The 23,360-nt window shown below is 67.5% G+C and carries 20 protein-coding genes and 1 tRNA gene; 9 read left to right on the top strand and 12 right to left on the bottom strand.

What is annotated here, in order from left to right:
* Positions 1 to 139: 139 nt before the first annotated feature.
* Positions 140 to 2,209, bottom strand: a complete 2,070-nt coding sequence (gene mnmC, locus AAHB16_RS25745; protein ID WP_342052337.1) for a bifunctional tRNA (5-methylaminomethyl-2-thiouridine)(34)-methyltransferase MnmD/FAD-dependent 5-carboxymethylaminomethyl-2-thiouridine(34) oxidoreductase MnmC — start codon at positions 2,207 to 2,209, stop codon at positions 140 to 142.
* Between the two features lie 112 nt (positions 2,210 to 2,321).
* On the opposite strand from mnmC, the gene AAHB16_RS25740 reads away from it, so the two are divergent.
* A complete protein-coding gene (locus tag AAHB16_RS25740; protein ID WP_150371502.1) occupies positions 2,322 to 3,170 on the top strand; it encodes a 23S rRNA (adenine(2030)-N(6))-methyltransferase RlmJ in 849 nt (282 codons plus the stop codon).
* Here AAHB16_RS25740 and AAHB16_RS25735 read toward each other — a convergent pair.
* The 6 genes from AAHB16_RS25735 to AAHB16_RS25710 form a co-directional block, all read right to left on the bottom strand.
* Positions 3,167 to 3,526: a VanZ family protein gene (locus AAHB16_RS25735; protein WP_150371500.1), complete on the bottom strand. Its 360-nt coding sequence runs from the start codon at positions 3,524 to 3,526 to the stop codon at positions 3,167 to 3,169. The genes AAHB16_RS25740 and AAHB16_RS25735 overlap by 4 nt on opposite strands.
* A 179-nt stretch (positions 3,527 to 3,705) precedes the next feature.
* Positions 3,706 to 3,792: transfer RNA gene (locus tag AAHB16_RS25730), tRNA-Leu, on the bottom strand.
* A 95-nt stretch (positions 3,793 to 3,887) separates the two neighbouring features.
* The gene (locus AAHB16_RS25725) at positions 3,888 to 5,213 is read right to left on the bottom strand and encodes an MFS transporter (RefSeq protein WP_150371499.1); all 1,326 of its coding nucleotides are present in this window, start codon (positions 5,211 to 5,213) and stop codon (positions 3,888 to 3,890) included.
* Between the two features lie 99 nt (positions 5,214 to 5,312).
* Positions 5,313 to 6,644, bottom strand: coding sequence for an amidase (locus tag AAHB16_RS25720; RefSeq protein ID WP_342052336.1), 1,332 nt, complete (start codon positions 6,642 to 6,644; stop codon positions 5,313 to 5,315).
* Between the two features lie 45 nt (positions 6,645 to 6,689).
* Positions 6,690 to 7,367: a DUF2848 domain-containing protein gene (locus tag AAHB16_RS25715; protein WP_150371495.1), complete on the bottom strand. Its 678-nt coding sequence runs from the start codon at positions 7,365 to 7,367 to the stop codon at positions 6,690 to 6,692.
* Between the two features lie 32 nt (positions 7,368 to 7,399).
* Positions 7,400 to 8,110 carry a GntR family transcriptional regulator gene (locus tag AAHB16_RS25710; RefSeq protein ID WP_150371493.1) on the bottom strand — a complete coding sequence of 237 codons (711 nt, stop codon included), beginning with the start codon at positions 8,108 to 8,110 and terminating at the stop codon, positions 7,400 to 7,402.
* Between the two features lie 246 nt (positions 8,111 to 8,356).
* On the opposite strand from AAHB16_RS25710, the gene AAHB16_RS25705 reads away from it, so the two are divergent.
* A complete protein-coding gene (locus AAHB16_RS25705) occupies positions 8,357 to 9,130 on the top strand; it encodes an IclR family transcriptional regulator (RefSeq protein WP_342052335.1) in 774 nt (257 codons plus the stop codon).
* A 40-nt stretch (positions 9,131 to 9,170) separates the two neighbouring features.
* Here the strand turns inward: AAHB16_RS25705 and AAHB16_RS25700 are convergent, their stop codons facing one another.
* The gene (locus AAHB16_RS25700) at positions 9,171 to 10,418 is read right to left on the bottom strand and encodes a Zn-dependent hydrolase (RefSeq protein WP_342052334.1); all 1,248 of its coding nucleotides are present in this window, start codon (positions 10,416 to 10,418) and stop codon (positions 9,171 to 9,173) included.
* A gap of 146 nt (positions 10,419 to 10,564) precedes the next feature.
* On the opposite strand from AAHB16_RS25700, the gene AAHB16_RS25695 reads away from it, so the two are divergent.
* The 7 genes from AAHB16_RS25695 to AAHB16_RS25665 all read left to right on the top strand — a co-directional run bounded on the left by AAHB16_RS25695 (position 10,565) and on the right by AAHB16_RS25665 (position 18,012).
* Complete coding sequence (locus tag AAHB16_RS25695) at positions 10,565 to 12,259, top strand: ABC transporter substrate-binding protein (RefSeq protein ID WP_411859811.1); 1,695 nt, start codon at positions 10,565 to 10,567, stop codon at positions 12,257 to 12,259.
* 71 nt (positions 12,260 to 12,330) lie between these two features.
* On the top strand, positions 12,331 to 13,281 hold the full coding sequence (locus AAHB16_RS25690; RefSeq protein WP_150371488.1) for an ABC transporter permease: 951 nt from the start codon (positions 12,331 to 12,333) through the stop codon (positions 13,279 to 13,281).
* A 31-nt stretch (positions 13,282 to 13,312) separates the two neighbouring features.
* Positions 13,313 to 14,200 (top strand): ABC transporter permease, encoded by an 888-nt coding sequence (locus tag AAHB16_RS25685; protein WP_150371487.1) that lies wholly within the window; start codon positions 13,313 to 13,315, stop codon positions 14,198 to 14,200.
* A gap of 2 nt (positions 14,201 to 14,202) precedes the next feature.
* On the top strand, positions 14,203 to 15,285 hold the full coding sequence (locus AAHB16_RS25680) for an ABC transporter ATP-binding protein (protein ID WP_342052333.1): 1,083 nt from the start codon (positions 14,203 to 14,205) through the stop codon (positions 15,283 to 15,285).
* A gap of 15 nt (positions 15,286 to 15,300) precedes the next feature.
* Positions 15,301 to 16,326, top strand: coding sequence for an ABC transporter ATP-binding protein (locus tag AAHB16_RS25675; RefSeq protein ID WP_342052332.1), 1,026 nt, complete (start codon positions 15,301 to 15,303; stop codon positions 16,324 to 16,326).
* Positions 16,224 to 17,546, top strand: a complete 1,323-nt coding sequence (locus AAHB16_RS25670; protein WP_446718136.1) for an amidase — start codon at positions 16,224 to 16,226, stop codon at positions 17,544 to 17,546. Before AAHB16_RS25675 ends, AAHB16_RS25670 begins: the two co-directional genes overlap by 103 nt.
* Positions 17,547 to 17,601: 55 nt before the next feature.
* Positions 17,602 to 18,012, top strand: coding sequence for a DUF3830 family protein (locus AAHB16_RS25665; RefSeq protein ID WP_150371483.1), 411 nt, complete (start codon positions 17,602 to 17,604; stop codon positions 18,010 to 18,012).
* A gap of 7 nt (positions 18,013 to 18,019) precedes the next feature.
* Here AAHB16_RS25665 and AAHB16_RS25660 read toward each other — a convergent pair whose 3' ends face one another.
* The 4 genes from AAHB16_RS25660 to AAHB16_RS25645 all read right to left on the bottom strand — a co-directional run bounded on the left by AAHB16_RS25660 (position 18,020) and on the right by AAHB16_RS25645 (position 23,353).
* Positions 18,020 to 18,730 carry an LrgB family protein gene (locus AAHB16_RS25660; RefSeq protein WP_150371482.1) on the bottom strand — a complete coding sequence of 237 codons (711 nt, stop codon included), beginning with the start codon at positions 18,728 to 18,730 and terminating at the stop codon, positions 18,020 to 18,022.
* Position 18,731: 1 nt separating this feature from the next.
* Entirely contained in the window at positions 18,732 to 19,163 is a 432-nt protein-coding gene (locus AAHB16_RS25655) for a CidA/LrgA family protein (RefSeq protein WP_342052331.1), read from the bottom strand.
* An 86-nt stretch (positions 19,164 to 19,249) separates the two neighbouring features.
* Positions 19,250 to 20,185: a LysR family transcriptional regulator gene (locus tag AAHB16_RS25650; RefSeq protein WP_342052330.1), complete on the bottom strand. Its 936-nt coding sequence runs from the start codon at positions 20,183 to 20,185 to the stop codon at positions 19,250 to 19,252.
* Between the two features lie 45 nt (positions 20,186 to 20,230).
* Positions 20,231 to 23,353: an efflux RND transporter permease subunit gene (locus AAHB16_RS25645; protein WP_342052329.1), complete on the bottom strand. Its 3,123-nt coding sequence runs from the start codon at positions 23,351 to 23,353 to the stop codon at positions 20,231 to 20,233.
* Positions 23,354 to 23,360: the final 7 nt, after the last annotated feature.

Raw genomic sequence — 23,360 nt, 5'->3', positions numbered from 1 at the left:
CCGGCTCACGTGCACCCAATTTCCGGGATGGCGCCAATTTCGGGGTCGATCATCGACGGCCCCAGATACGCATCCGGCGGGCTCCGTGCGGACGGAAAACGCGGATTATCGCATGATTTCGATCCGCTTCCGGCAGTTTTTACCCTGACCGGGAATCCGCGCCCTCGCCGGCCACGCCCGTGGCGGCCGGGGCCTGCCCGTGGCGCAATGCGCGCAGCAGCAGGCGCGCGGGATCGACGGCGTCGGCCAGGTCGCTCTCCACTGGCAGCGGTTCGCCCTCGATCTGGCTTGCGACGAGTTCGCCGGCCAGTGCGGCCCATGTGAGGCCGCGCGAGGCGAACGCAAGGGCCGCGTACAGCCCCGGCAGGCGCGGCAGATCGCGCAGGTGCGCGCCGCGCAGCGCGGCGGCATGGGCGAGGGCCTGCGCCTCGTCTGGCAGGTGGCCGATCAGCGGGAGGCGATTGTGCGTGACCGTGCGGACGCCGACGTAGCCATCGAGTTGCTTCGGGTCCATCGTGGCGAGTCTGCCGGCATGTTCGGGCAGCAGCGCGGCCGCGCGCGCGAGGTTGTCCGCGTGGACTTCGGGCCGCGCGACCAGTGGCCCGTCGTCGGCGTCGTAGCTCGATCCCACGCGCGCGCTGCCGTCTTCGGCGCGCGGCAGCAGGTAGCCGTTGCCCGTGACCACGCAGTCGGGCCAGCTGCCGAGCGCCGTTATCGCGTCGGCCGGCAGGTCCGTCAGTTGTCCGCGCACGCGCCGGAGCTCGCGGTAGGCCGACGGCACGAGCTGCCCGGCCTCGTAGGCGTTGGCCAGCACGAGGACCGGCGCGGAGGCGATGACGCTGCCGTCGGCGGCGAGCACCTGCCACCAGTCCGGCACGGTGTCCTCCGTGTCCACCGCGTCCACCGAGGGGCCGCGCGGTGCGGGCACGCGGGCGAGGCGCGCGGCTTCGCAGCCGAAGCGCGCGGTCACGGCCGGGCCCGCGTGGGCGAGTTGCGCCGCGCAGATATCGGGCGGCGCGACCCAGCCGCCCTGCGCGAACCACAGCCCGCCGGCCGGCACCGCCGCGCCATGCACGGCAGCGGCCTCCTCGGCCGGCATCCAGCGCGCGAACGACTCCGGAAAGCCCAGCGCCGCCAGCGCGGCATGCTGCGCCGCGTTGTCCGCCGCGTCCTCGCCGACATGCAGCACACCGCAGCCATGCCACCCCACGGGATGCCCGGCCGCGGCCAGCGCCTCCCACGCGCGCAACGCGTAGAGATTGCCCGCCCGCGACAGCCGCGACAGCAGGCTGTCGTCGCTCGACACATGCGGATGCATCGCCGCCGCCCGATGCGCGGACGTCTGCCGCGCCGGCCCCGCATGGCGATCGATCAGCGTCACCCGCCAGCCGCGCGTGGCCAGCCGCTCGGTCACCGCGCATCCCGCGAGCCCCGCCCCGATCACGATCGCATGCCGTTCGGGCCATGATGCCGCCGCGGGCGGCGCATGGCGGCGCGTCTTCCAGGCGGGCGCGAACCGCGCCACGGTCATATCGCGCTTGCCACCGAATCCCGGTACCTTGCGCACCGCGAATCCCACCGCCTGCAACCCGCGCCGCACGAAGCCCGCGGCCGTGTACGTCGCCAGCGTCGCATCCGCGCGCGCCAGCCGCGACAGGCCGCGAAACACCGTGTCGGACCACATATCGCTGTTGCGCGACGGCGAGAACCCGTCGAGATAGAACGCATCGGCGCCCACGGCCAGCCTGGGCAGCAGCGCCTCCGCATCGCCGAACGCCAGCGTCAGCGTCACCGCCCCGCCCTCGAATTCGAGCCGGTGCAGCCCCGGCAACACGTCGGGCCAGGCGGCCTGCAACGTGGTGGCCAGCGGCAACAATGCGCCAAGCCCCGCGTGCAGCTGCCGCAGACCGTCGCGCGTAAATGGATGTTTCTCGATGGAGACGAAATGCAGCCGACCGCAGCGCTGCGGATCGTCACGCCAGGCCTGCCACGTCGCCAGGAAATTGAGCCCCTGCCCGAAACCGGTCTCGACGATCACGAACTGCCGGCGGTCGCGCCAGCGTTCGGGCAGCCCGTTGCCGCCCAGGAACACGTGATGCGCCTGCGCGAGGCCGCCACGGCTGCTGTGATACACGTCGCCGTAGCGTGGGGAATAGGGGGTGCCGTCACCGTCAACGATCGGCTCGGCAGGCTCGAGAGCACGCGGCATGGGCGCGATTATCGCTTTCCATTGAGGGAATCGGGGGCGGCGGATGGTAGCATAGCGGCCCCTTGTGCCCCGCCCCGGGCGATCGCCGACGCCGCGTCCGCCCGCTTATGCCATGTTCAGCTACCGCCACGCCTTCCATGCCGGCAACCACGCCGATGTGCTCAAGCACGCGATCGTCGTGCAGTTGCTCGACTATCTGACGCGCAAGGACAAGCCGTTCTGGTACGTGGATACGCAGGCGGGCGCCGGGCGGTACTCGCTGGAACATGCCTACGCGCAGAAGAACGCCGAGTTCGAGACCGGCATCGGGCCGCTATGGGAATCGGAAGAGGAACTGCCGGCGATGCTCGAGGCCTATCTCGAGCAGGTGGACGAACTGAACCCCGACGGCGAACTCAACCATTATCCGGGCTCGCCTTGGCTCGCATGGCAGATGCTGCGCGATGCCGACCGCCTGCGGCTGTTCGAGCTGCATCCGACCGAGATCCAGGTCCTGCGCGACAACTTCCGCGGCGCGGGCCGCCGAGTCATGCTCTATGACGCGGACGGCTTCGAAGGCCTCAAGGCCATCCTGCCGCCACCGCCGCGCCGCGCGCTGGTGCTGATCGACCCCGCCTACGAAGACAAGAACGACTACGCGCGCACCGTGCGCGCGGTGCAGGACGGCCTGCAGCGCTTTGCCACGGGCATGTATGCGGTCTGGTATCCGCAGGTACAGCGCCGCGAGTCGACGCAGTTGCCCGAGCAACTGAAGCGCCTGCCGGTCAAGAGCTGGGTCCATGCGTCGCTGACCGTCAAGCACCCGGTTCCTGGCGGCCTCGGACTGCACGGCAGCGGCATGTTCGTGATCAACCCGCCGTGGACCCTGAAGGCCGACCTCGAGGCTGCGCTGCCTAAACTCGTGGAAATGCTAGGACAGGACGACGGGGCGTCGTTTACGCTGGAATCGCTGGACAGCTAGGCGGACCGCGCGCCAAAGCGCGCCATCAGGGCGTTGACGCCAAACCCGATCAACGCCCCGATCGTATCGGCCACCACATCGATCGCATCGGCATCGCGGTAGGGTGTCAAGCTCTGGAGAATCTCGATCAGCACGCCATACGCGATGAGCCCGAGCAAAATCCCCCACATCCGCCCCGGCCAGGCGCGCGACCCCAGCACCGCCAGCGTGCCAAACGCGAGCATATGATTCGACTTGTCCCACCCGGTCGTGGGCATCGGCGTCGACGGGGGCAACAGCGCCAGCACGAGAATGGCCGCCGCACAGCCCCAGAACATCAGACGAAACATCCCGATCGAGCGAAGCGTCGTGGTCATGGCCGGGCTCAGAAAAGAAGACACGAACGTAACGTTACCGCAAGTCGGCGCCGCGATATGTTCGTGGGCGCACCCCGGTTCGTGGGCGCACCCCGGTTCGTGGGCGCAGAGAATCCGAAGAGGATTCGGAAGGGATGCAGAACCGATTCAGGAGGATTCAGGAGGATTCTGGAGGATTTTGGTGCGAGGGAGGGGACTCGAACCCCTACACCATTGCTGGCGTCAGGACCTAAACCTGGTGCGTCTACCAATTTCGCCACCCTCGCAGTCCCTGTCTCGCTGGCCTGTGCCACATGGCCGAAAACGAGGCTGCGGATTGTAGCGCAACGCGGGAGGGGAATCCAGTCCCCTCCCCGCTCGATCACCGTTTCACGCGGATGAACGCCAGTACCAGCACCGTGGCGCAGGCTTCCAGTGCGGCGACGAAGTACAGGCCCGACGACAGCTGGCCCGTGGTCGTCTTGAACCAGCCGATCATGTACGGCGCCACGAACCCGGCCAGGTTGCCGATCGAGTTGATCAGCGCGATGCCGCCCGCCGCTGCCGTGCCGGCCAGAAAGGCCGACGGGAGCGACCAGAACACCGGGAAGGCGGCGAGGATGCCGATGGACGCGATGGTCAGCGCGCAGAGCGCCAGCGTCGCGCTCTGCAGGAACATGCCCGTCATCGTCAGCCCCGCGGCTGCCAGCAGCGTGGCCATCGCGCAGTGCATGCGGCGTTCACCCGAGCGGTCGGAGTGGATGCCGTTGAGCACCATCGCGATCGTGCCGGCGATAAACGGAATCGCCGAGACGAGGCCGATCTGCAGGTTGCCCTGAACGCCCAGCTCCTTGATGATGGACGGCGACCAGAACGCGATGGTCGCGTTGCCGCTGACCACGCAGAAGTAAATGGCCGCGCAGATCCACACCCGCGAGTTGGAGAACGCGTCGCGCAGCGACGAATGCTTGGCCGGGTCGCGGGCCTCCGCTTCCACGTCGCGCGTGACCAGCGTCTGCTCGGCGGCGGTGAGCCATTTGGCGTTGACGGGCTTCTCCGGCAGGTACATCAGCACGGCGATACCGGCCAGCACCGACGGAATGCCCTCGATCACGAACAGCCATTGCCAGTTGGCGAGGCCATCCACATTGTCCATCGTGGTCATGATGAAACCGGCCAGCGGGCCGCCCACCACGCCCGCGATCGCGAACGAGGTCATGAACAGGCCGTTGATGCGCGCGCGGCGCTCGGCCGGGAACCAGTACGTGAGGTACAGCACCACGCCAGGAAAGAAGCCAGCCTCGAAGATACCGAGCAGGAAGCGCAGCGCATAGAACTGCGTCGGCGTCTTGACGAAGATCATCGCCATCGAGGCCAGGCCCCACAGGATGGTGATGCGCGCGAGCGTCTTGCGCGCGCCGATCTTCTCGAGCAGCAGGTTGCTCGGCACTTCGAACAGGAAGTAGCCGATAAAGAAGATGCCCGCGCCGAAGCCATAGACGGCTTCGCTGAACTGCAGGTCCTGCAGCATCTGGAGCTTGGCGAAACCGACGTTGACGCGGTCGATCCAGGCGAGGATGAACAGGAAGACGAGGAACGGAATCAGGCGGACCGTGATCTTGCGGTACGCGTCGTTGCGCTGCCGGGCGAGTTCGGCGGGCGGCAGCCCGTCGGCGACGCCCGGGGCGCCGGCTAACGTGGAAGACATTGTTTCAACTCCTTGGTGTGGTACGCGGGGCCGCGCTACATTGGCGCGGCCCTCGGGCGACAGATGGGCGAACGCTGTGCTGGAGCGTTGCGGGAACCGTTACAACGCGGCCTCGATGGCGCCGGCCACCTGCAGCACGCGCGCATCCTGCCCGTGCAGGCCGCACACGCCGAGGCCGATTCCCAGTCCGGCCGCCTGCCCCAGCGGCAGCGACGCGGCGCAGCCGTCGAGGAAGTTGATCACGCTGGCATTGCGCAGCACGAGGCCGTTGGTGGCGAAGAACGCCTCGTCGGTCTGCAGCGCATCGAGCCGCGGCGGACGCACGGCGACCGTCGGCATCAGCCACGCGTCGGCATCGCGCAGGATGTACGCGGCCTCCGCCTGCATGCCGCGGCGCGCGACCAGCAACTCGATATAGTCGGCGGCGCTCAGCTTCTCGCCGCGGCGGATGCGCATGGCCACGCGCGGATCGTACTGATCGCCGCGCTCGGCCAGCAGCTGCTTGTGCCATTGCCACGCTTCGGCGGCGGTCAGACCGCCCGCGGCATTGATCTCGGGCAGCCTGCGCAGTGCCGGAAATGCAAATGGCACAATCTGCGCGCCCAGCGACGACAGCTTTGCCAGCGCGGCATCGAACGCCTGCGCCACGTCGTCGTCGAGGCCATCGCATACGAAATCGCGCGTCACATACAGGCGCAGCCCCGCCAGCGTGGCCGGGCGCGTATCGAGCGTCTCGCCCGACAGCACCGCATCCACTGCCGCGCAGCAGGCGACCGAACGCGCGAGCGGGCCGGCCGAATCGAGCGACGTGGACAACGGCACCGCGCCATCCAGCGGCACGCGCTTCGCCGTCGGTTTGAAGCCGGTGAGCCCACAGAATGCCGACGGAATGCGGATGGAACCGCCCGTGTCGGTACCGAGCGCGGCCACGGCCATGCCTTCCGCCACGCTCACCGCACCGCCCGACGTGGACCCGCCGGAAATACGCTCGGGGTCCAGCGGCGTGCGCGGCGTGCCGTAATGCGGATTGAGGCCGAGGCCCGAGAACGCGAACTCGCTCATATTGGTCCGGCCGATCAGCACGGCCCCGGCCGCGCGCAGACGCGCCACGGCCGGCGCATCGGCCGTGGCGGGCTCGCCCGACAGTGCCTTCGAGCCCGAGCGCGTGACCTGGCCCCGCACGTCGAACAGATCCTTGATCGAAACCGGCAACCCCGCCAGCGGCGAGGCCACGAGCCCCGCCACGCGCGCCTGGTCGGCCGCGCGGGCCGCGGCAAGCGCGCCTTCCGCATCCACCTGCATAAAGGCGGTGCCACCGGCCTGCTGATGCTGCTGGATGCGCGCGAGCGCGGCTTCGGTCAGCGCGACGCTGCTCGTGCGGCCTGCCGCGAGTTCGGCCGCAAGCGCGGCGATCGTAGACGTGTGGTCCATGTCGTTCCCTTGATGAGCCTCGTGATGATGGGTGTTGCCCGCGCGTCAGTCCGCGACGGCCAGGCTTTCCACGCGGTACGCGTGGCGCAGCGTGCGGTTGCGCACGGGGTCATGCAGTTCGACCTCGAACGCTTCACCGTGGCCCAGCTCGCCGATCACGGCCTGCGTGCCGCAGAACATCGCGGTGCCAGGGGGCAGCGCGTCCTCGCCGGTCAGCCGCTGGACGAGGTCGCGCGGGTCCAGCAGGCGCGTGACCTTGCCTTCCTGATACAGCGCGCGCTTGCCGTCGCGCACGCGCCAGCAGCGCATCTCGAGGCTGTCCCAGTGATCGGCCACCTCGTCGAAGCGCCACACTTCGCGGCCGACGGGCTTGCCGCACATCTGCTTGGAGACCGTGACGTCGTACGCCTCGACCTTGCGGTCGGTATGGTCCGAGCCGATGCCGATATACAGCGCATCCTGGCCCTGCAGCAGCACGAACTCGGTCTCGCCCGACGAGTCGTCGCGCGGCACTTCGAGGACGTCGCTCGTGGTCAGCAGCGAGGCGGCCAGCGGGTAGAAGCAAGGGACGGTCGAGGGCGGCTTCACGCCGATGTCCTGGAGTTCCTTGATGTGGTGTTGCACCGCGTCCGCGTCGCGGCCGGTCCAGCCGGCGATGATCAGTCGTTCGATGTCGAGGGCGAGTGCGCCCCCGCCGGCTACCTGGAATTGCAGTGTCGGCATTGCGTGAATCCTGTTGCGAAAGAGTGGGTCGTTCAGAGTGTCCGGATGATGTTCTTCCGGAATTCGTCGATATGCTCGCGGATCGCCTCGCGCACGGCCGGGATATCCCGGCGCTCGAGTCCGTCCACGATCTCCAGATGTTCCTGATAGACGTTCTCGAGGTGCTGCGGGTCGGACAGCGAGAGGAACCAGAAGCGCGCCTGCTTCTCGTGCAGGCTGCGCAGCAGGTCGGCCAGCACGCGATTGCGCGATGCGGCCGACATGGCGGTATGGAACTTGAGGTCCAGCGAGGCCAGCGCGGGAATGTCCCGGCGCGCGATCAGGTCCGGCGAGCGGTCCACGATGTCGCGCATCGCCTTGAAATCGCTGTCGTGTCCGCGCTCGCAGGCCAGCGTGGCGCACAGCACCTCGTTGGTCGCGCGCACTTCGATCATGTCGAGCACGTCGTTCAGCGACAGCGGCGTCACGAGAATGCCCTTGCGCGGCAGGATCTGGACGAGGCCCTCCACCTCCAGCCGATGCAGCGCCTGATGGACGGGCGTGCGGCCCAGCCCCAGCAGGTTGGCCACCTGCGCCTCGTTGAGCGGCTCGCCGGGGCGGAACTCGCACGCGATGATCCGGCGCTTGATCTCGATATACGCCTGCTCGCGCATGGCCGCCCCGCTCTGGGCGGGCGTGAGCGGAAGCCTGGCTTCGCTCGCGTCGGCGGTGTCGTTCGCTACCAGTCGGATGGGACGCGTCATTGGATCGCTGCGGTGTGTCTTAAGTTGTTGTGATACTAGTGTGATATTTCACTGGGCACAAGACGGAGTTTTATCAGGGTTTACGCGGAGGAAGCCACGATCCACGGGGCGCAGGCATTGAACTCGCTAAGGTCAGGGACCCGCATCGTATCGATGATCGATACGCACATATCTTGGTGCAATACGGTCCCATCGTGGTGCAGCGGGTCACGACGTTGGTGCCCTTTTTCTGTCGATGGCTTCGTCATGTCCGAACGGCCCGATCCGCTCTTCAACCAGTCCCTCGAGAAAGGTCTCGAGGCATTGCGCGCGTTCACCGCCGTGCATCGCACCCTGACGCTCGTGGAACTCGCGTCGCTCACCGGCATGACCAAAAGCTCTGCCCAACGCACCGTGCATACGCTCGAGCAGCTTGGCTACGTCGACAAGCATCCGCAGACGCGGCGCTTTCGCCTGACGCCGAAGGTCATGGAGATCGGCTACAACTACCTGTCCGCCGATGCGCTGATTCCGATCGCCAGCCCGTATCTGTCGCAGCTGGCCAATGCCAGCGGCGAGACCGCGAACCTCACGGAGCCCGTGGGGCTCGATATGGTCTACGTGGCGCAGCTCATGACCGCCAAGCACATGCCCGTGCTGACGCCCGTGGGCATGCGCATTCCGATGTACTGCACGAGCTCGGGCCGCGCCTACCTGAGCACGCTGCCCGATGCGCAGGTGCGCGCGATGCTGGAGGCGTCCACGCGGCATGCGCGCACGCCGGCGACGCTCACGGATGTGGAGACGATATTTTCCCGCGTCGTGGCGTGCCGGAGCGTGGGGTATGCGTACAACGAAGAGGAGCTGTTTCTCGGCGATATGGGCGTTGGCGCGCCGATCATCAACAGCCAGGGCATTGCGGTGGGGGCCGTGCATGTGTCGCCGCCGGTCAGCCGGTGGACGATGGAGGAGGCGCAGCGGAAGCTGGGGCCCCTCGTCGTGGAATGCGCGTGGGCGATTTCCCGCTCGATCGGACACTGAGGGCGGGATAAAAGGGGCGTCTCGCCCCTTCCCGCCAGGGTCAGCCCGCTACGGTCAGCATCGCCTGCAGCAGGACGTTGGCGCCCGCCTCGATATGCTCGGGCAGCGCGTCCTCCAGCTCGTTGTGGCTGATGCCGTCCTTGCACGGCACGAAGATCATGCCCGTCGGCGCGCGCTGCGCCACGTACACCGCGTCGTGCCCCGCGCCGCTGACCACGTCCATGCTCGGCAGGCCCAGCAGCGCCGAAGCCTTGCGCACGGCCTCCACGCATTCGGGCGCGAACACGCACGGCTCGAACTTCACCACCTGGCGGATTTCCACCTGCACGGCGGCCGCCTCGGCAATGCCCGCGAACGCCGCGCGCATCGCGGCATCCATGCGGTCCAGCCCGTCCTGCGACAGGTTGCGGAAGTCCACCGCGAAGTCCACGCGGCCCGGAATCACGTTGCGCGAGTTGGGCTTGACCTCGAGGTAGCCCACGGTGCCGCGCCCATGCGGCGCCTCGTCTCGCGCGATGCGGTTGACGGCTTCCACCATGCGCGCGGCGGCCAGCATCGCGTCATGGCGCAGCGCCAGCGGCGTGGGGCCCGCGTGGGCGTCCTGCCCCGTCACCACCACGTCGTACCACTGCTGGCCCAGCGCGCCGGACACGACGCCGATGGGCAGCCCAGCCGCCTCCAGCACCGGGCCCTGCTCGATATGCGCCTCGAAATACGCGGCATACATCCCGCCGGGCACGTCGCCGGCCGGCTGCGCGCCGCGGTAGCCGATGGCGTCGAGCGCATCGCCCACGGTCACGCCCGCGCGGTCCGCCTGTTCGCGCGCGAAGCCCGCGTCGAACACGCCAGCAAACACGCCCGAGCCCATCATCACGGGCGTGAAGCGCGTGCCCTCCTCGTTGGTCCAGATGGCCACTTCCAGCGGCGCGCGCGTGACCACGCCAAGGTCGTTGAGCGTGCGCATGACCTCGAGGCCCGCCAGCACGCCGAAGTTGCCGTCGAACTTGCCGCCCGACGGCTGCGTGTCGATATGGCTGCCGGTGGCCACGGCGGCCGCCGCCGGATCGCTTCCCGCACGGCGCGCGAACACGTTGCCGATCTCGTCCACGCGGATAGCGAGGCCCGCCTCGCGGCACCAGCGCACCACCAGGTCACGGCCGAGCTTGTCTTCCTCGGTCAGCGCGATGCGGCAGACGCCGCCCTTGGGCGTGGCGCCGAGCGCGCCGAGGTCCATCAGCGATTGCCACAGTCGTGCGCCATTGATGCGTGGGGTGTGAAGGGTGTCCATGTGAGTTCTCTGTGTCGGTGAGGTCGGGCGTCGAATGCCCGCAGGCTCTGTCCGTCAGCAAGAAGCAGACCATCGGTACCGACGCACGTGGCACATGACTTGCTAGCTCCAAGGCACGCCCTTCCCCACCCTCAGGAGCTCTGCCTGTGAACCACCATCCGTCCTCCCACGCGAAAGGTTTCCCCTCCGGTATCCGCACGATCGTCGCCACGACGGCCGCCGCGCTTGCCTTCTGCGCGCTCGCACTGCCCGGCGTGGCCGCGGCCGCTGAGAAGACGCTGCGCATCGGCATGACCGCCGCCGATATCCCGCGCACGCTCGGCCAGCCCGATCAGGGCTTCGAGGGAAACCGGTTCACCGGCATCCCGATGTACGACGCGCTGACCGCATGGGACCTCTCCAAGAGCAACGGTCCGAGCCTGCTGATTCCGGGCCTGGCCACCGAGTGGAAGGTCGATGACAAGGACAAGACCAAGTGGACGTTCAAGCTGCGTCCCGGCGTGAAGTTCCACGACGGCTCCGCGTTCAATGCCGACGCCGTGGTGTGGAACGTCAACAAGGTCCTCGACAAGACCGCCAAGCAGTTCGACCCGAGCCAGGTCGGCGTGACGGCCTCGCGCATGCCCACGCTGCGCAGCGCGAAGAAGATCGACGACATGACCGTCGAGCTCGTGACGTCGGAGCCGGACTCGTTCCTGCCGTACAACCTGTCGAACCTGTTCATGGCGTCGCCCACGCAGTGGGAGAAGAAGCTGGCCGCCGTGCCGGCCTCGGTGACCGACGCCGCCGAGCGCAGCAAGCAGGCATGGGTCGCGTTCGCGGCGGACGCCTCGGGCACGGGCCCGTTCAAGATGACGCGCTTCGTCCCGCGCGAACGCCTGGAGCTCGCGAAGAACGCCAGCTACTGGGACCCGAAGCGCGTGCCCAAGATCGACAAGGTCGTGATGGTGCCGATGCCGGAAGCCAACGCGCGTACCGCCGCGCTGCTGTCGGGCCAGGTGGACTGGATCGAGGCACCGGCCCCCGATGCCATCGCGCAGATCAAGAGCCGCGGCTTCGAGGTGTACGCCAACGCCCAGCCCCATATGTGGCCGTGGCAGCTGTCGTTCGCGCCAAACTCGCCGTGGCTCGACAAGCGCGTGCGTGAAGCCGCGAACCTCTGCGTGAACCGCGCGGGCCTCAAGACGCTGCTGGGCGGCTACATGGCCGAAGCCAAGGGCATCGTCGAACCGGGCAACCCGTGGTGGGGCAACCCCAAGTTCGACATCAAGTACGACCCGAACGCCGCGCGCAAGCTGATGACGGAAGCCGGCTACTCGGCCGCCAAGCCGGTGAAGGTCAAGGTACAGGTGTCGGCATCGGGCTCGGGCCAGATGCAGCCGCTGCCGATGAACGAGTACGTGCAGCAGAACCTGAAGGAGTGCTTCTTCGACGTGGACTTCGACGTCGTGGAATGGAACACGCTGTTCACGAACTGGCGTATCGGCGCGAAGGATCCGAGCGCGCATGGCGCCAACGCGATCAACGTGAGCTTCGCGGCCATGGACCCGTTCTTCGCGATGGTCCGCTTCGTGAGCACCAAGACCCAGCCGCCGGTCTCGAACAACTGGGGTTACTTCGGTAACGCCGAGTTCGACAAGCTGATCGAGAACGCCCGCACCTCGTTCGACGAGAAGGGCCGCGACGCCGCGCTGGCCAAGCTGCATGCGCGCATCGTCGAGGAGTCGCCGTTCGTGCTGATCGCGCACGACGTCGGCCCGCGCGCGATCTCGAAGAAGGTCAAGGGCGTGGTGCAGCCGCAGAGCTGGTTCATCGATATCGCCACGATGTCGATGGATTGACCCTGCCTCACCCCCTGGCCCCTCTCTTCGCGGAGAGGGGCCGCACCAGAACATAACGATATGGCCCCACGATGATCTATCTGCTCCGCCGCCTCCTCTACGCGCTGCCGATCCTGCTCGGCGTGGCTCTGCTGTGCTTCTCGCTGGTCCATATCGCGCCCGGTGACCCGCTCGTGTCGGTGCTGCCTCCCGATGCCTCGGAAGAGCTCCGCCGCCAGCTGACCGCGCTGTACGGCTTCGACAAGCCCTTCCTCGAACAGTTTTTCCATTGGCTGCTGCGTGCACTGCACGGCGACCTCGGCACGTCCATCGCGACGAACCGGCCCGTGATGAGCGAAGTGTCGACAGCGGTGATCAACTCGATCCGCCTGGCCTCGGTGGCCACGCTCATCGGCTTCACGTTCGGCTGCCTGTTCGGCTTCGTCGCGGGCTATATGCGCGACTCCGTGTCGGACCGCGTGGCCTCGTTCCTGTCCGTGCTCGGCGTCAGCATCCCGCACTACTGGCTCGGCATGGTGCTCGTCATCGCATTCTCGGTGCTGCTGGGCTGGCTGCCCGCGACCGGCGCGGGTCCCGGCGGCTCGGGCGACTGGGCGTGGGACTGGGAGCACTTCCAGTACATGCTGCTGCCCGCCATCACGATGTCGGTGATCCCGATGGGCATCGTCGCGCGCACGATCCGCGCGCTGGTGGCGGAAATTCTCTCCAACGAGTTCATCGTCGGCCTGCGCGCGCGCGGCCTGTCGGACCTCGCCGTATTCCGCCATGTGGTCAAGAACGTCGCGCCCACCGCGCTGTCGGTCATGGGCCTGCAGCTCGGCTACCTGCTCGGCGGCTCGATCCTGATCGAGACCGTGTTCTCGTGGCCGGGCACGGGTTTCCTGCTGAATTCGGCGATCTTCCAGCGCGACTTCCCGCTGCTGCAGGGGACCATCCTCGTGCTGGCCGTGTTCTTCGTGCTGCTGAACCTGATCGTGGACGCGCTGCAGACGATGTTCGATCCCCGCATCGAGCGCAACTGATTTTCCATTTTTCCGATTCGCGGAGAGCCTCATGGACCTGACCCTCGACAAACGCACGGCGCCGCTCGCCGTGCAGCGCTCCCCCGGATACTGGGCGACCGTCGGCCGCCGCCTGCTGCGCAACAAGCTCGCGATGGTGGCCGCGTTCATCCTGATCGCGCTGATCCTGATGGCGCTGTTCGCGCCGCAGCTGATGCCGGCCGACCCGTATGCCTCGTCGATCCTCAAGCGCCTCAAACCCATCGGCACCGAGCACTATCCGCTCGGCACCGACGAACTGGGCCGCGACATGCTCTCGCGCCTCATGCTCGGCGCGCGGCTCTCGCTGTTCATGGGCATCACGCCCGTGCTGCTCGCGTTCGTCATCGGCAGCGCGCTCGGCATCGTCGCCGGATTCGCGGGCGGCCTGACCAATACCGTGATCATGCGGCTCACCGACATCCTCTACGCGTTTCCGTCGGTCCTGCTGGCCATCGCGCTGTCGGGCACGCTGGGCGCCGGCGTCGGCAATGCCCTGCTCTCGCTGACCATCGTGTTCGTGCCGCAGATCGTGCGCGTGGCGGAAAGCGTGACCACGCAGGTGCGGGCGCGCGAATTCGTCGATGCGGCGCGCGCGTCGGGCGCCTCCGCGCTGACCATCGTGCGCGCGCACGTGCTCAACAACGTGCTCGGCCCGATCTTCGTCTATGCCACGAGCCTGATCTCGGTGTCGATGATCCTGGCCTCGGGTCTGTCGTTCCTCGGCCTCGGCGTCAAGCCGCCCGAGCCCGAATGGGGCCTGATGCTCAATACGCTGCGCACCGCGATCTATACGCAGCCGTGGGTCGCCGCGCTGCCTGGCGCGATGATCTTCCTCACGTCGATCTCCTTCAACCTGCTGGCCGATGGCATTCGCTCGGCCATGGAAATCAAGGACTGAACATGAACGACACTCTGGAAGCGACCGCTCTGCCTGCCGCGCGCGACGTCGGCGGCCCGGCACAGCCATTGGTCATTGCCCGCGACCTCGTCAAGCATTTCCCGCTCAAGTCGGCCATCCCCTTTCGCCATGCCGGCGAGGTCCGTGCCGTCGATGGCGTGAGCTTCGACGTCCTCAAGGGCGAAACGCTCGGCGTCGTCGGCGAATCCGGCTGCGGCAAGTCGACGACCGCGCGCCTGCTGATGCAGCTGACCGCGCAGGACAGCGGCGAACTGATCTTCGACGCGCAGGGCGTGGGTTCGCCGCAGCTGCCGATGAAGGCGTTCCGTAGCCAGGTGCAGATGGTGTTCCAGGACAGCTACTCGTCGCTGAACCCGCGCCTGACCATCGAGGAATCCATCGCCTTTACGCCGCGCGTGCATGGCGTGAGCGCGCGGGAGGCGGCCGAGCGCGCGCGCTATCTGCTCGAACGTGTGGGACTGGCGCCGGCACGGTTTGCGGGCCGCTATCCGCACGAGCTGTCCGGCGGCCAGCGCCAGCGCGTGAATATCGCGCGCGCACTGGCGCTGCGTCCGCGGCTCGTCATTCTCGACGAAGCCGTGTCCGCGCTCGACAAGTCCGTGGAAGCGCAGGTGCTGAACCTGCTGCTCGACCTCAAGGCCGAGTTCGACCTGACGTACGTGTTCATCAGCCACGACCTGAACGTCATTCGCTACCTGTGCGACCGCGTGATGGTCATGTACCTCGGCAAGGTGGTCGAAGTCGGCGATACCGAATCGATCTATGCCAATCCGGCCCACCCCTACACCCGCGCGCTGCTCGCATCGATGCCGTCGATGGACCCCGATCACCGCACGCTCGCCGCGCCGCTCGCCGGCGATCCGCCGAACCCGATCAACCCGCCTTCGGGCTGCAGCTTTCATCCGCGCTGCGCGCGCGCGGAGCCGGTGTGCGAACGCCGCGCGCCCGTGCTGACCGACGCGCTGGCCGGACACCCCGTGTCGTGCCTGATGGCCATGCCCGATGGCGGCCATTCGCTGCCCCTCCGGCGCATGACGCCGGGCCTGCATGCGGCTACGCCCTGAATGGGAGGACAGACGATGACCGAAACCCAATCTCCCGCCACGACCCCAAGCCAGCCGGTGGTGTCGGTCCGCGACCTGCGCGTGACCTTCCATGGCGGCGGCAAGACCATCCAGGCCGTCAACGGCGTCTCGCTCGAGGTCCATGCCGGCGAATCGCTGGCGCTGATCGGCGAATCCGGCTCCGGCAAGAGCGTCACGCTGCGCGCGCTCATGCGCCTGCATCCGCCGCGCCGCACGCGCATGGAAGGCGAGATCCGCGTGGACGGCGAGGACGTGCTGGCCATGGACAAGCGCACGCTGTCGCGCCTGCGGGGCGGCAAGGTCGCCATGGTGTTTCAGGAACCGCTGCTGGCGCTGGACCCGGTCTATACCGTGGGCCAGCAGATCGTCGAATGCATTCGCACGCATGCCAGGGTCACCAAGGCCGAAGCCCGCGCGCGCGCGCTGAAGGCGCTCGAGTCGGTACGCATCCCGAGCCCCGAGCGGCGGCTGGCGGCCTACCCGCACGAGATGTCGGGCGGCATGCGGCAGCGCGCGATGATCGCGCTGGCGTTGTCGGCCCAGCCGAAGATCCTGCTGGCGGACGAACCGACCACCGCGCTCGACGCGACCGTGCAGATCCAGGTGCTGATTCTCATGCGCGAACTCCAGCGCGAGCTGGGCCTGTCGATCGTCTTCGTGACGCACGATATCGGCGCGGCCGTCGAGATCGCGGACCGCGTGGCCGTGATGTACGGTGGCCGCATCGTCGAGGAGGGTCCCATCCGCACGCTGATGCGCGAGGCGCGCCATCCCTATACGAATGCGCTGCTGAAGAGCCGGCAGCACGGCATGGCGCGCGGCGAACGGCTGGAGACGATCGGCGGCGCGCCGCCTGACCTCTCCGCGCTGCCGCCGGGCTGCACGTTCGCGCCGCGCTGCGCGCATGCCCGGCCCGAATGCCTGAAGGACGTGCCCCGCGCGGTATCGCTCGGCAACGGCCATCGCGTCAGTTGCGTACTGGTGTCGGAACCCGCCACCGCGGCGACGGCCGCCGCCTGAACTCCCACCACAAAGAGGATCGACTCGTCATGACCTTTGCCACCCATCCCGCCCGTGCGTTCATGCCCTACCCCGACGTCGCCGTCCCCAACGCGCCGGAGGGCCCCCTTGCGGGCCTGACCTTCGCGGCCAAGGATCTGTTCGACGTGGCGGGCTATCCGACCGGCGGTGGCAATCCGCATGTGCTCGCGCGCTCGGGCATCAAGACCACGACGGCCCCCACCGTGCAGAAATTGCTGGACGCGGGCGCGAAGTTTATCGGCAAGAGCCATACGGACGAGATGGCGTTCTCGATGAACGGCAAGAACTTCCACTACGGCAGCCCGTACAACGGCGGCGCGCCCGATCGCATCACGGGCGGCTCCTCGTCGGGCTCCGCATCGGCCGTATCGAACAGCCTCTGCGACTTCGCGCTCGGCACCGATACGGGCGGGTCCGTCCGCGCCCCGGCCAGCCACTGCGGGCTGTTCGGCATTCGCCCGACGCATGGCCGTATTTCGCTGGCCCTGACGCAACCGCTGTGCGAAACGCTCGATACGTGCGGCTTCTTCACGCGCGATATCGGCACGTTCGCGCGCGTGGCGGACGTGCTGCTGGGCGCCGATGCCACCCCGCTGCCGGCCAGGCCGCGCGTGCTGATTGCCAGCGACCTCATGCCGCTGCCGACCGACGAAGCGCGCGCCGCGCTCGCGCCCACGGTCTCGCGCATCGAGGCAATCCTCGGCGCGGGCACGGCCGTGACCGTCGCGGACCGTCCGCTGTCGGACCTGTACTGGGCCTTCCGCTATGTGCAGGGCTGGGAAGCGTGGCAGGCGCAGGGCGAGCTGATCGAGCAGTACGGGCTGGAGCTCGGCCCGGACATCGCCGGACGCTTCGCGTTCAGCAAGCAGGTCAGCGCCGAGCAGTTCGAGACATCGAGCCAGATCCGTGCCGAGTTCACCGCGCATTTCGGCCGCCTGCTCGGCAGCGACGGCGTGCTCGTGCTGCCGACGATGCCCGATATCGCGCCGCTGCGCACGTCCCCGATGGAACTGTTCGAGGACTACCGCATGGCCGCCGCGCATATGCTGTGCCTGACGCCGCTCTCCGGCTTCCCGCAGCTGAGCCTGCCGCTGTCGGGCCGAGAAGGCGCGCCCTATGGCATTTCGCTGATCGGCCCGAAGGGCAGCGATCGCAGCCTTATCGCCGTGGCGGAGACGCTGCTGGCAAGCTGGGCCTGAAACCTAAGGTTTTCCCTTCTCCCATCGGGGGAAGGGAGCACCCATACTCTGACTCATGACGACAATCCGCATCACGGCCGCTGGCCACACCTTTATCGCCGAAACCAACCCGGACGCGCCCGAAACCGTGGCCGCGTTCATGAAGCTGCTGCCGTATCGTCAGAAGCTGATTCACGTGCGCTGGAGCGGCGAAGGCTGCTGGATTCCACTTGGCGAATTCAAGCTCGGCGTCGGCTTCGAGAACCACACGAGCCATCCGTCGGTCGGCGACATCCTGTTCTATCCCGGTGGCTACAGCGAGACCGAGATCATTCTCGCGTACGGCAGCTGCTGTTTCGCGAGCAAGATGGGCCAGCTGGCCGGCAACCACTTCCTCACGATCGTCGAAGGCCGCGAGAATCTGCGCGCGCTCGGGACCAAGGTCCTCTGGGAAGGCGCGCAGGACGTGGTGTTCGAACTGGCTTAGTACGGAATCAATACGGAAACACCGTCAGGACGGCGTGAGTAAGCTGCGGGCCGACTAGCACCATCAACACGCCCGCCAGCACCATCGTCAGGCTGGCGACCACGCCCTCCTCCGATCCGCGCTGCCGCGCGCGCACGGTGCCAAAGCCGTGCGCGGAGGCACCCAGCGATGCGCCGTTCGCCACCGGCGACAGGTGCATCAACCCCAGCACGACGTCGCCGGCGATCATGCCGACGAGCCCCGTGATCACCGTGAACAGCGACACGAGTTCGGCCGAGCCGCCGGTCTGCTCGACCACGGCCATCGCGAACGGCGTGGAGATCGAGCGCGCCATCAGGCTGCTCGACACCGTCGGATCGAAGTGAAACATGCCCGCGAGCCATCGCGCGCTGACCACCGCCACCAGCATGCCCACGACCACGCCGAGGCTCAGCGCGAGCCAGTGGCGGCGCACGATCGCGCGCTGCTCGTAGATTGGCACGGCAAACGCAATCGTCGCGGGGCCCAGCATCCAGACGAGCCAATGCGTATCGGCCACATAGTCGCCATAAGGAATATCGGTGGTCAGCAGCAGGCCGATGGTCAGCGCGGGCACCAGGATCGCGGGCGACAGCCAGATGCGCGGGCGGCGCTGATAGAACGGCTTGAGCGCGAAGTACAGCGCGCACGTCCATACGATGCAGAACGCCGCGGCGTAGGCATGCGAATCGGGACTCATCTCAGGACTCCTGCCCCCGGCGCGCGGCAATCCACCGTTCGAGGCGGCAGCCGACGTGGACGGCCAGCGCGGTGGCGGCCATCACGAGCACCGTGCCCACGACCACCGCGATCACGATCTGCACGCCCTGTGTGCGGAACAGCTGGCCGTATTGCATGACGGCCACCACGCAGGGGATAAAGAACAGCACGAGTTCGCCGAGCAGCCAGTTGGCGCCATCGCGGAACCAGACCACGTTGCCGCGGCCGGACAGCAGCAGCGCGAGCACGGCCAGCAGACCCACTACCCCGGGCGACATGCCCAGGCCCGTCACGCGCGTGAGCTCGGACGCGGCAAACCAGATCGCGACCATCATCGAGATCTGCAGGGCGACGCGCATCGATGCGGGCGGCGCCAGCCGCCGCGTCAGCGCGAGGGATATCAGGGTTTTCATGGGGTTGATTATTGGTCGCGGCCCATGCGCCGCCAAGACGACGTTTCCCCAATCATTGTGCAAATTTGCACAATGGCGGGCCTCGCCTATTTGGTTCCCGGCTTTCTTGTCGCGGCCGGACCCAGGAACGTGGCGCGATGGGCATCGACCTCGTCGGCGATAAACCGCGCCACCTCGCGTACGTGCGCCGCGCGCTGGTGATCGACGTGCACATGCATGTGGAACGTGGCCTGCACCCGCACCTCGTCGGCCAGCACCGGCACGAGCTCGGAGAAGTTGGCGGCGACGTAGGCCGGCAGAATGCAGAGGCTGCGGCCGGCCAGCGTGGCCTGCACCTGCGTCACCAGGTTCGACGACCGCAGCCGCGGATGCAGCGGTACCTCCGTGACCCCCAGGAAATTGAGCTCCGGCGTGAACAGCAGGTCTTCCATGTATCCGATGAACGGATGTCCCGCGAGATCCCGCTGGTCGCGAATCGGCGGCGCGGACTTCAGGTAGCCGCGGGCACCGTAGACGAGCATGCTGTACTCGGTCAGGCGGCGCGAGGCCACGCGCAGATGCTCGGCGCTGGAGAGCCCGATCGCGATATCGGCCTCGCGTTTGGCCAGGCTGAATAGCCGGGGCGCCGCAATCAGTTCGATCTCGAGCCGCGGGTTTTTCTCGAGCAGCTTGTGGATGCGCGGCGCCAGGAAATAGGTTCCGAACCCGTCGGGCGCGCCGATGCGCACGGTGCCTCCGATCTCATGGCCCCCCTCGGCCACGGCCCGCGTGGCCACGAGCGCGCTCTCGATACCCTGCGCGGCTTCCATCAACCGGTTGCCGGCTTCGGTGAGTTCGTAGCCGACGTTGCTCTTGTGGAACAGCCGGCTGTTCAACGCGCGCTCGAGCGACTGGACATGGCGCGCCACCGTGGTGTGCTCGGTCCCCAGCTGCTCGGCCGCGGCACTGAGCGTCCCGGTGCGGGCCACGGCGAGGAAATAGCGGAAGTCGTCCCAGTTCTCTTTCGGCGGCCGGCTCGGCATGCGTGGATTCTCCAGTCAACGCCGAATCATACCGTCGCCATCCACTCAACCGGCCATCACGCCGCCATGCGCCTCGGGCCGCCGCACCCGGAACCATGCCGCATACAACGCCGGCAGGAACAGCAGCGTCAGCACCGTGGCAATGATCAGCCCCCCCATGATCGCCGCGGCCATCGGCCCCCAGAACAGCGACCGCGACAGCGGAATCATCGCCAGCACCGCGGCGGCGGCCGTCAGGATGATCGGCCGGAACCGCCGCACCGCCGACTCCACGATCGCATCCCACGGCGCGGCGCCCGCCGCGATGTCCTGCTCGATCTGATCGACCAGAATCACCGAATTTCGGATGATCATGCCCAGCAGCGCCGTAATCCCGAGCTGCGCGACAAACCCCATGGGCGCATGCAGCAGCAGCAGCGTCGCCGCCGCGCCGATCAACCCCAGCGGCCCGGTCAGAAACACCATGACGGCGCGCGAGAAGCTGTGCAGCTGCAGCATCAGCAGCGTAAAGATCAGGAAGATGCAGAGCGGCAGCTGCGCGGCAATCGACGCGCCCGCCTTGCCGCTCTCTTCCTCCGCCCCGGCGATGGTGATCAGATAGCCGGGCGGCAGACTGGCCCGCAACGCATCGAGCTTCGGATTGATCTGCGCGGTCACGGTCGGCCCCTGAATGCCTTCCACCACGTCCGCCTGCACGGTAATCCCGAAGTCGCGGTTCTCGCGCCAGATCACCCCCGGCTCGGACTTCAGCGTCACGCGCGCAATCTGCGTCAGCGGCACCACGCGCCCCGTATTGGTCGGCACGAGCGCGTTGGTGAGGTCGGACATCGCATCGCGCTCGTTGACCGGCGCCCGCATGATGATGTCGATGAGCTTGTCCGCATCGCGATACTGCCCCACGGCCACGCCCGTCAGCACGGTCTGCGTCACCCGCGCAATCGCATTCGTGGTGACGCCGAGCGCCCGCGCCTTGTCCTGGTCGATCTCGAGACGCAGCATCTTCACGTTCTCGTTCCAGTTGTCGTTCACGCCAACCGTATTGGGGTTGTCGTTCATCACGGCCTTGACCCGGTCCGCCAGCTTGCGCACGGTGGCCGCATCGGGCCCGATCACCCGGAACTGCACCGGATACGCGACCGGCGGCCCGTTCGGCAGCAGCTTCACGCGCCCGCGCATCTGCGGAAACTGCGTGGCCAGCACGTTCACCACGCGCTGCCGCAGCGCGTCGCGCACCTCGCTGCTCTTCGGCATCACGATGACCTGCGCGACGTTACTCTGCGGAAAGATCTGATCGAGCGGCAGATAGAAGCGCGGCGCGCCCGTGCCCACGAACGTGGTCAGGCTCTGCACGTCGCGATCCTGCTGCATCGCGCGCTCGAAGCGCTTCGCCTCGGCCTCCATGTTCGCGAAGCTCGTGCCCTCGGGCATCCACAACTCGACCATCAGCTCGGGCCGGCTGGAGTCCGGGAAGAACTGCTTCTCCACGAACTTGAACGCAAAGAACCCCAACGCAAACGCCACGAGCGTGATGGCAATCACGGTCTTGCGCCACGTCACGCACCAATCGACGAGCCGGCGAAAGCGCGCGTAGAACGGCGTATCGAATACCTCGTGATGGCCGGCGCCCTGTTGCCCCTTGTCGGTCCGCGTCTTCAGCAGCAGATAGCCGAGGTACGGCGTGAAGTACACGGCGGCAAACCAGGACAGCACCAGCGCGAGCCCGGTCACGGCAAAGATCGCGAACGTGTATTCGCCGACCGTCGAACGCGCGAGCCCCACGGGCAGAAAGCCCGCGGCGGTAATCAGCGTGCCCGTCAGCATCGGCATGGCCGTCGAGGTATAGGCAAACGTCGCCGCCTCCATCTTGGAGAAGCCCTCTTCCAGCTTGCGCACCATCATCTCGACCGCGATGATCGCGTCGTCCACCAGCAGCCCGAGCGCGACGATCAGCGCCCCCAGCGAGATCTTGTGCAACCCGATGCCGAAGATATCCATGAACAGGAACGTCACCGCGAGCACCAGCGGAATCGTGAGCGCGACCACGAGGCCGGGCCGCACGTCGAGCCGCAGCGGCTTCGTATGCAGACCCAGCGAGACGAAGCTGACGCCGAGCACGATCACCACGGCCTCGATCAGCACGTGCACGAACTCGCCGACCGAACGCTTGACGGCCTGCGGCTGGTCCTGGACCTGATCCATCTCGACGCCGACGGGCAACTGCCCGCGCAGGCCGTCCACCACGTGCCGTAACGCCTTGCCGAGCGCGATGATGTCGCCACCCTTCTCCATCGAGATGCCGAGCCCGATCACGTCCTTGCCGTTGAAGCGCATACGCGACGCGGGCGGATCGATATAGCCGCGATAGACGTGCGCGATATCGCCAAGGCGGATATTGGCGATGCCGTTGGGCCCGCGCAGCACGAGGTCCTCGAGGTCCCTGACATCGGCGAACTGGCCCGTGAGCCGCACCTGCAGATTGTCGGTGGGCGTCACCAGCACGCCGCTGCCGGTGGGATTGTTCTGCTCGGTGATCTGGTTGGCGATGGCGTTGATATCGAGCCCCAGCTGCGCGAAGCGCGCCTGGTTGAACTCGATATAGACCTTCTCGTCCTGCAGGCCCAGCAGCGTGACCTTGGCCACGGCCGGCACGCGCAGCAGCGCCTGCCGCACGAGGTCCGCGTATTCGCGCAGCTCCTTGTAGGTGAACCCGTCCGCCGACAGCGCGTAGATGGAGCCATAGACATCGCCGAACTCGTCGTTGAAGTACGGCCCGCGCACGCCCTGCGGCAGCGTCTGCACGATATCGCCGATCTTCTTCCGCACCGTGTACCAGATCTGCGCGGTGTCCTTCGCCGGCGAATCGTCGGCGAGCTGGAAGATCACCGTGGTCTCGCCGGGCTTGGAGAAGCTGCGGATCTTGTCCGCGTATGGGACCTCCTGCAGCTGCCGCTCGATCTTGTCCGTCACCTGCACGGCCATCTGCTCGGCCGTGGCACCGGGCCAGAACGCCTGCACGACCATCACGCGGAACGTGAACGGCGGGTCTTCGTCCTGACCCAGCTGGAAGAACGCTAGCAGCCCGCCGATCAGCAGCACCACGAGCAGATAACGCGTGAGCGGCTGGTGCTCGAGTGCCCACCGCGACAGATTGAAGCGCGAATGATCCATGCGCGGC

It is taken from the genome of Cupriavidus sp. OTU4054 (genome assembly GCF_038440175.1).
GTDB classification, from domain to species: Bacteria; Pseudomonadota; Gammaproteobacteria; order Burkholderiales; family Burkholderiaceae; genus Cupriavidus; species Cupriavidus pauculus_D.
The sequence above is the reverse complement of the archived record's forward strand: the minus strand, read 5'-3'. Positions and strand labels throughout refer to the sequence as shown.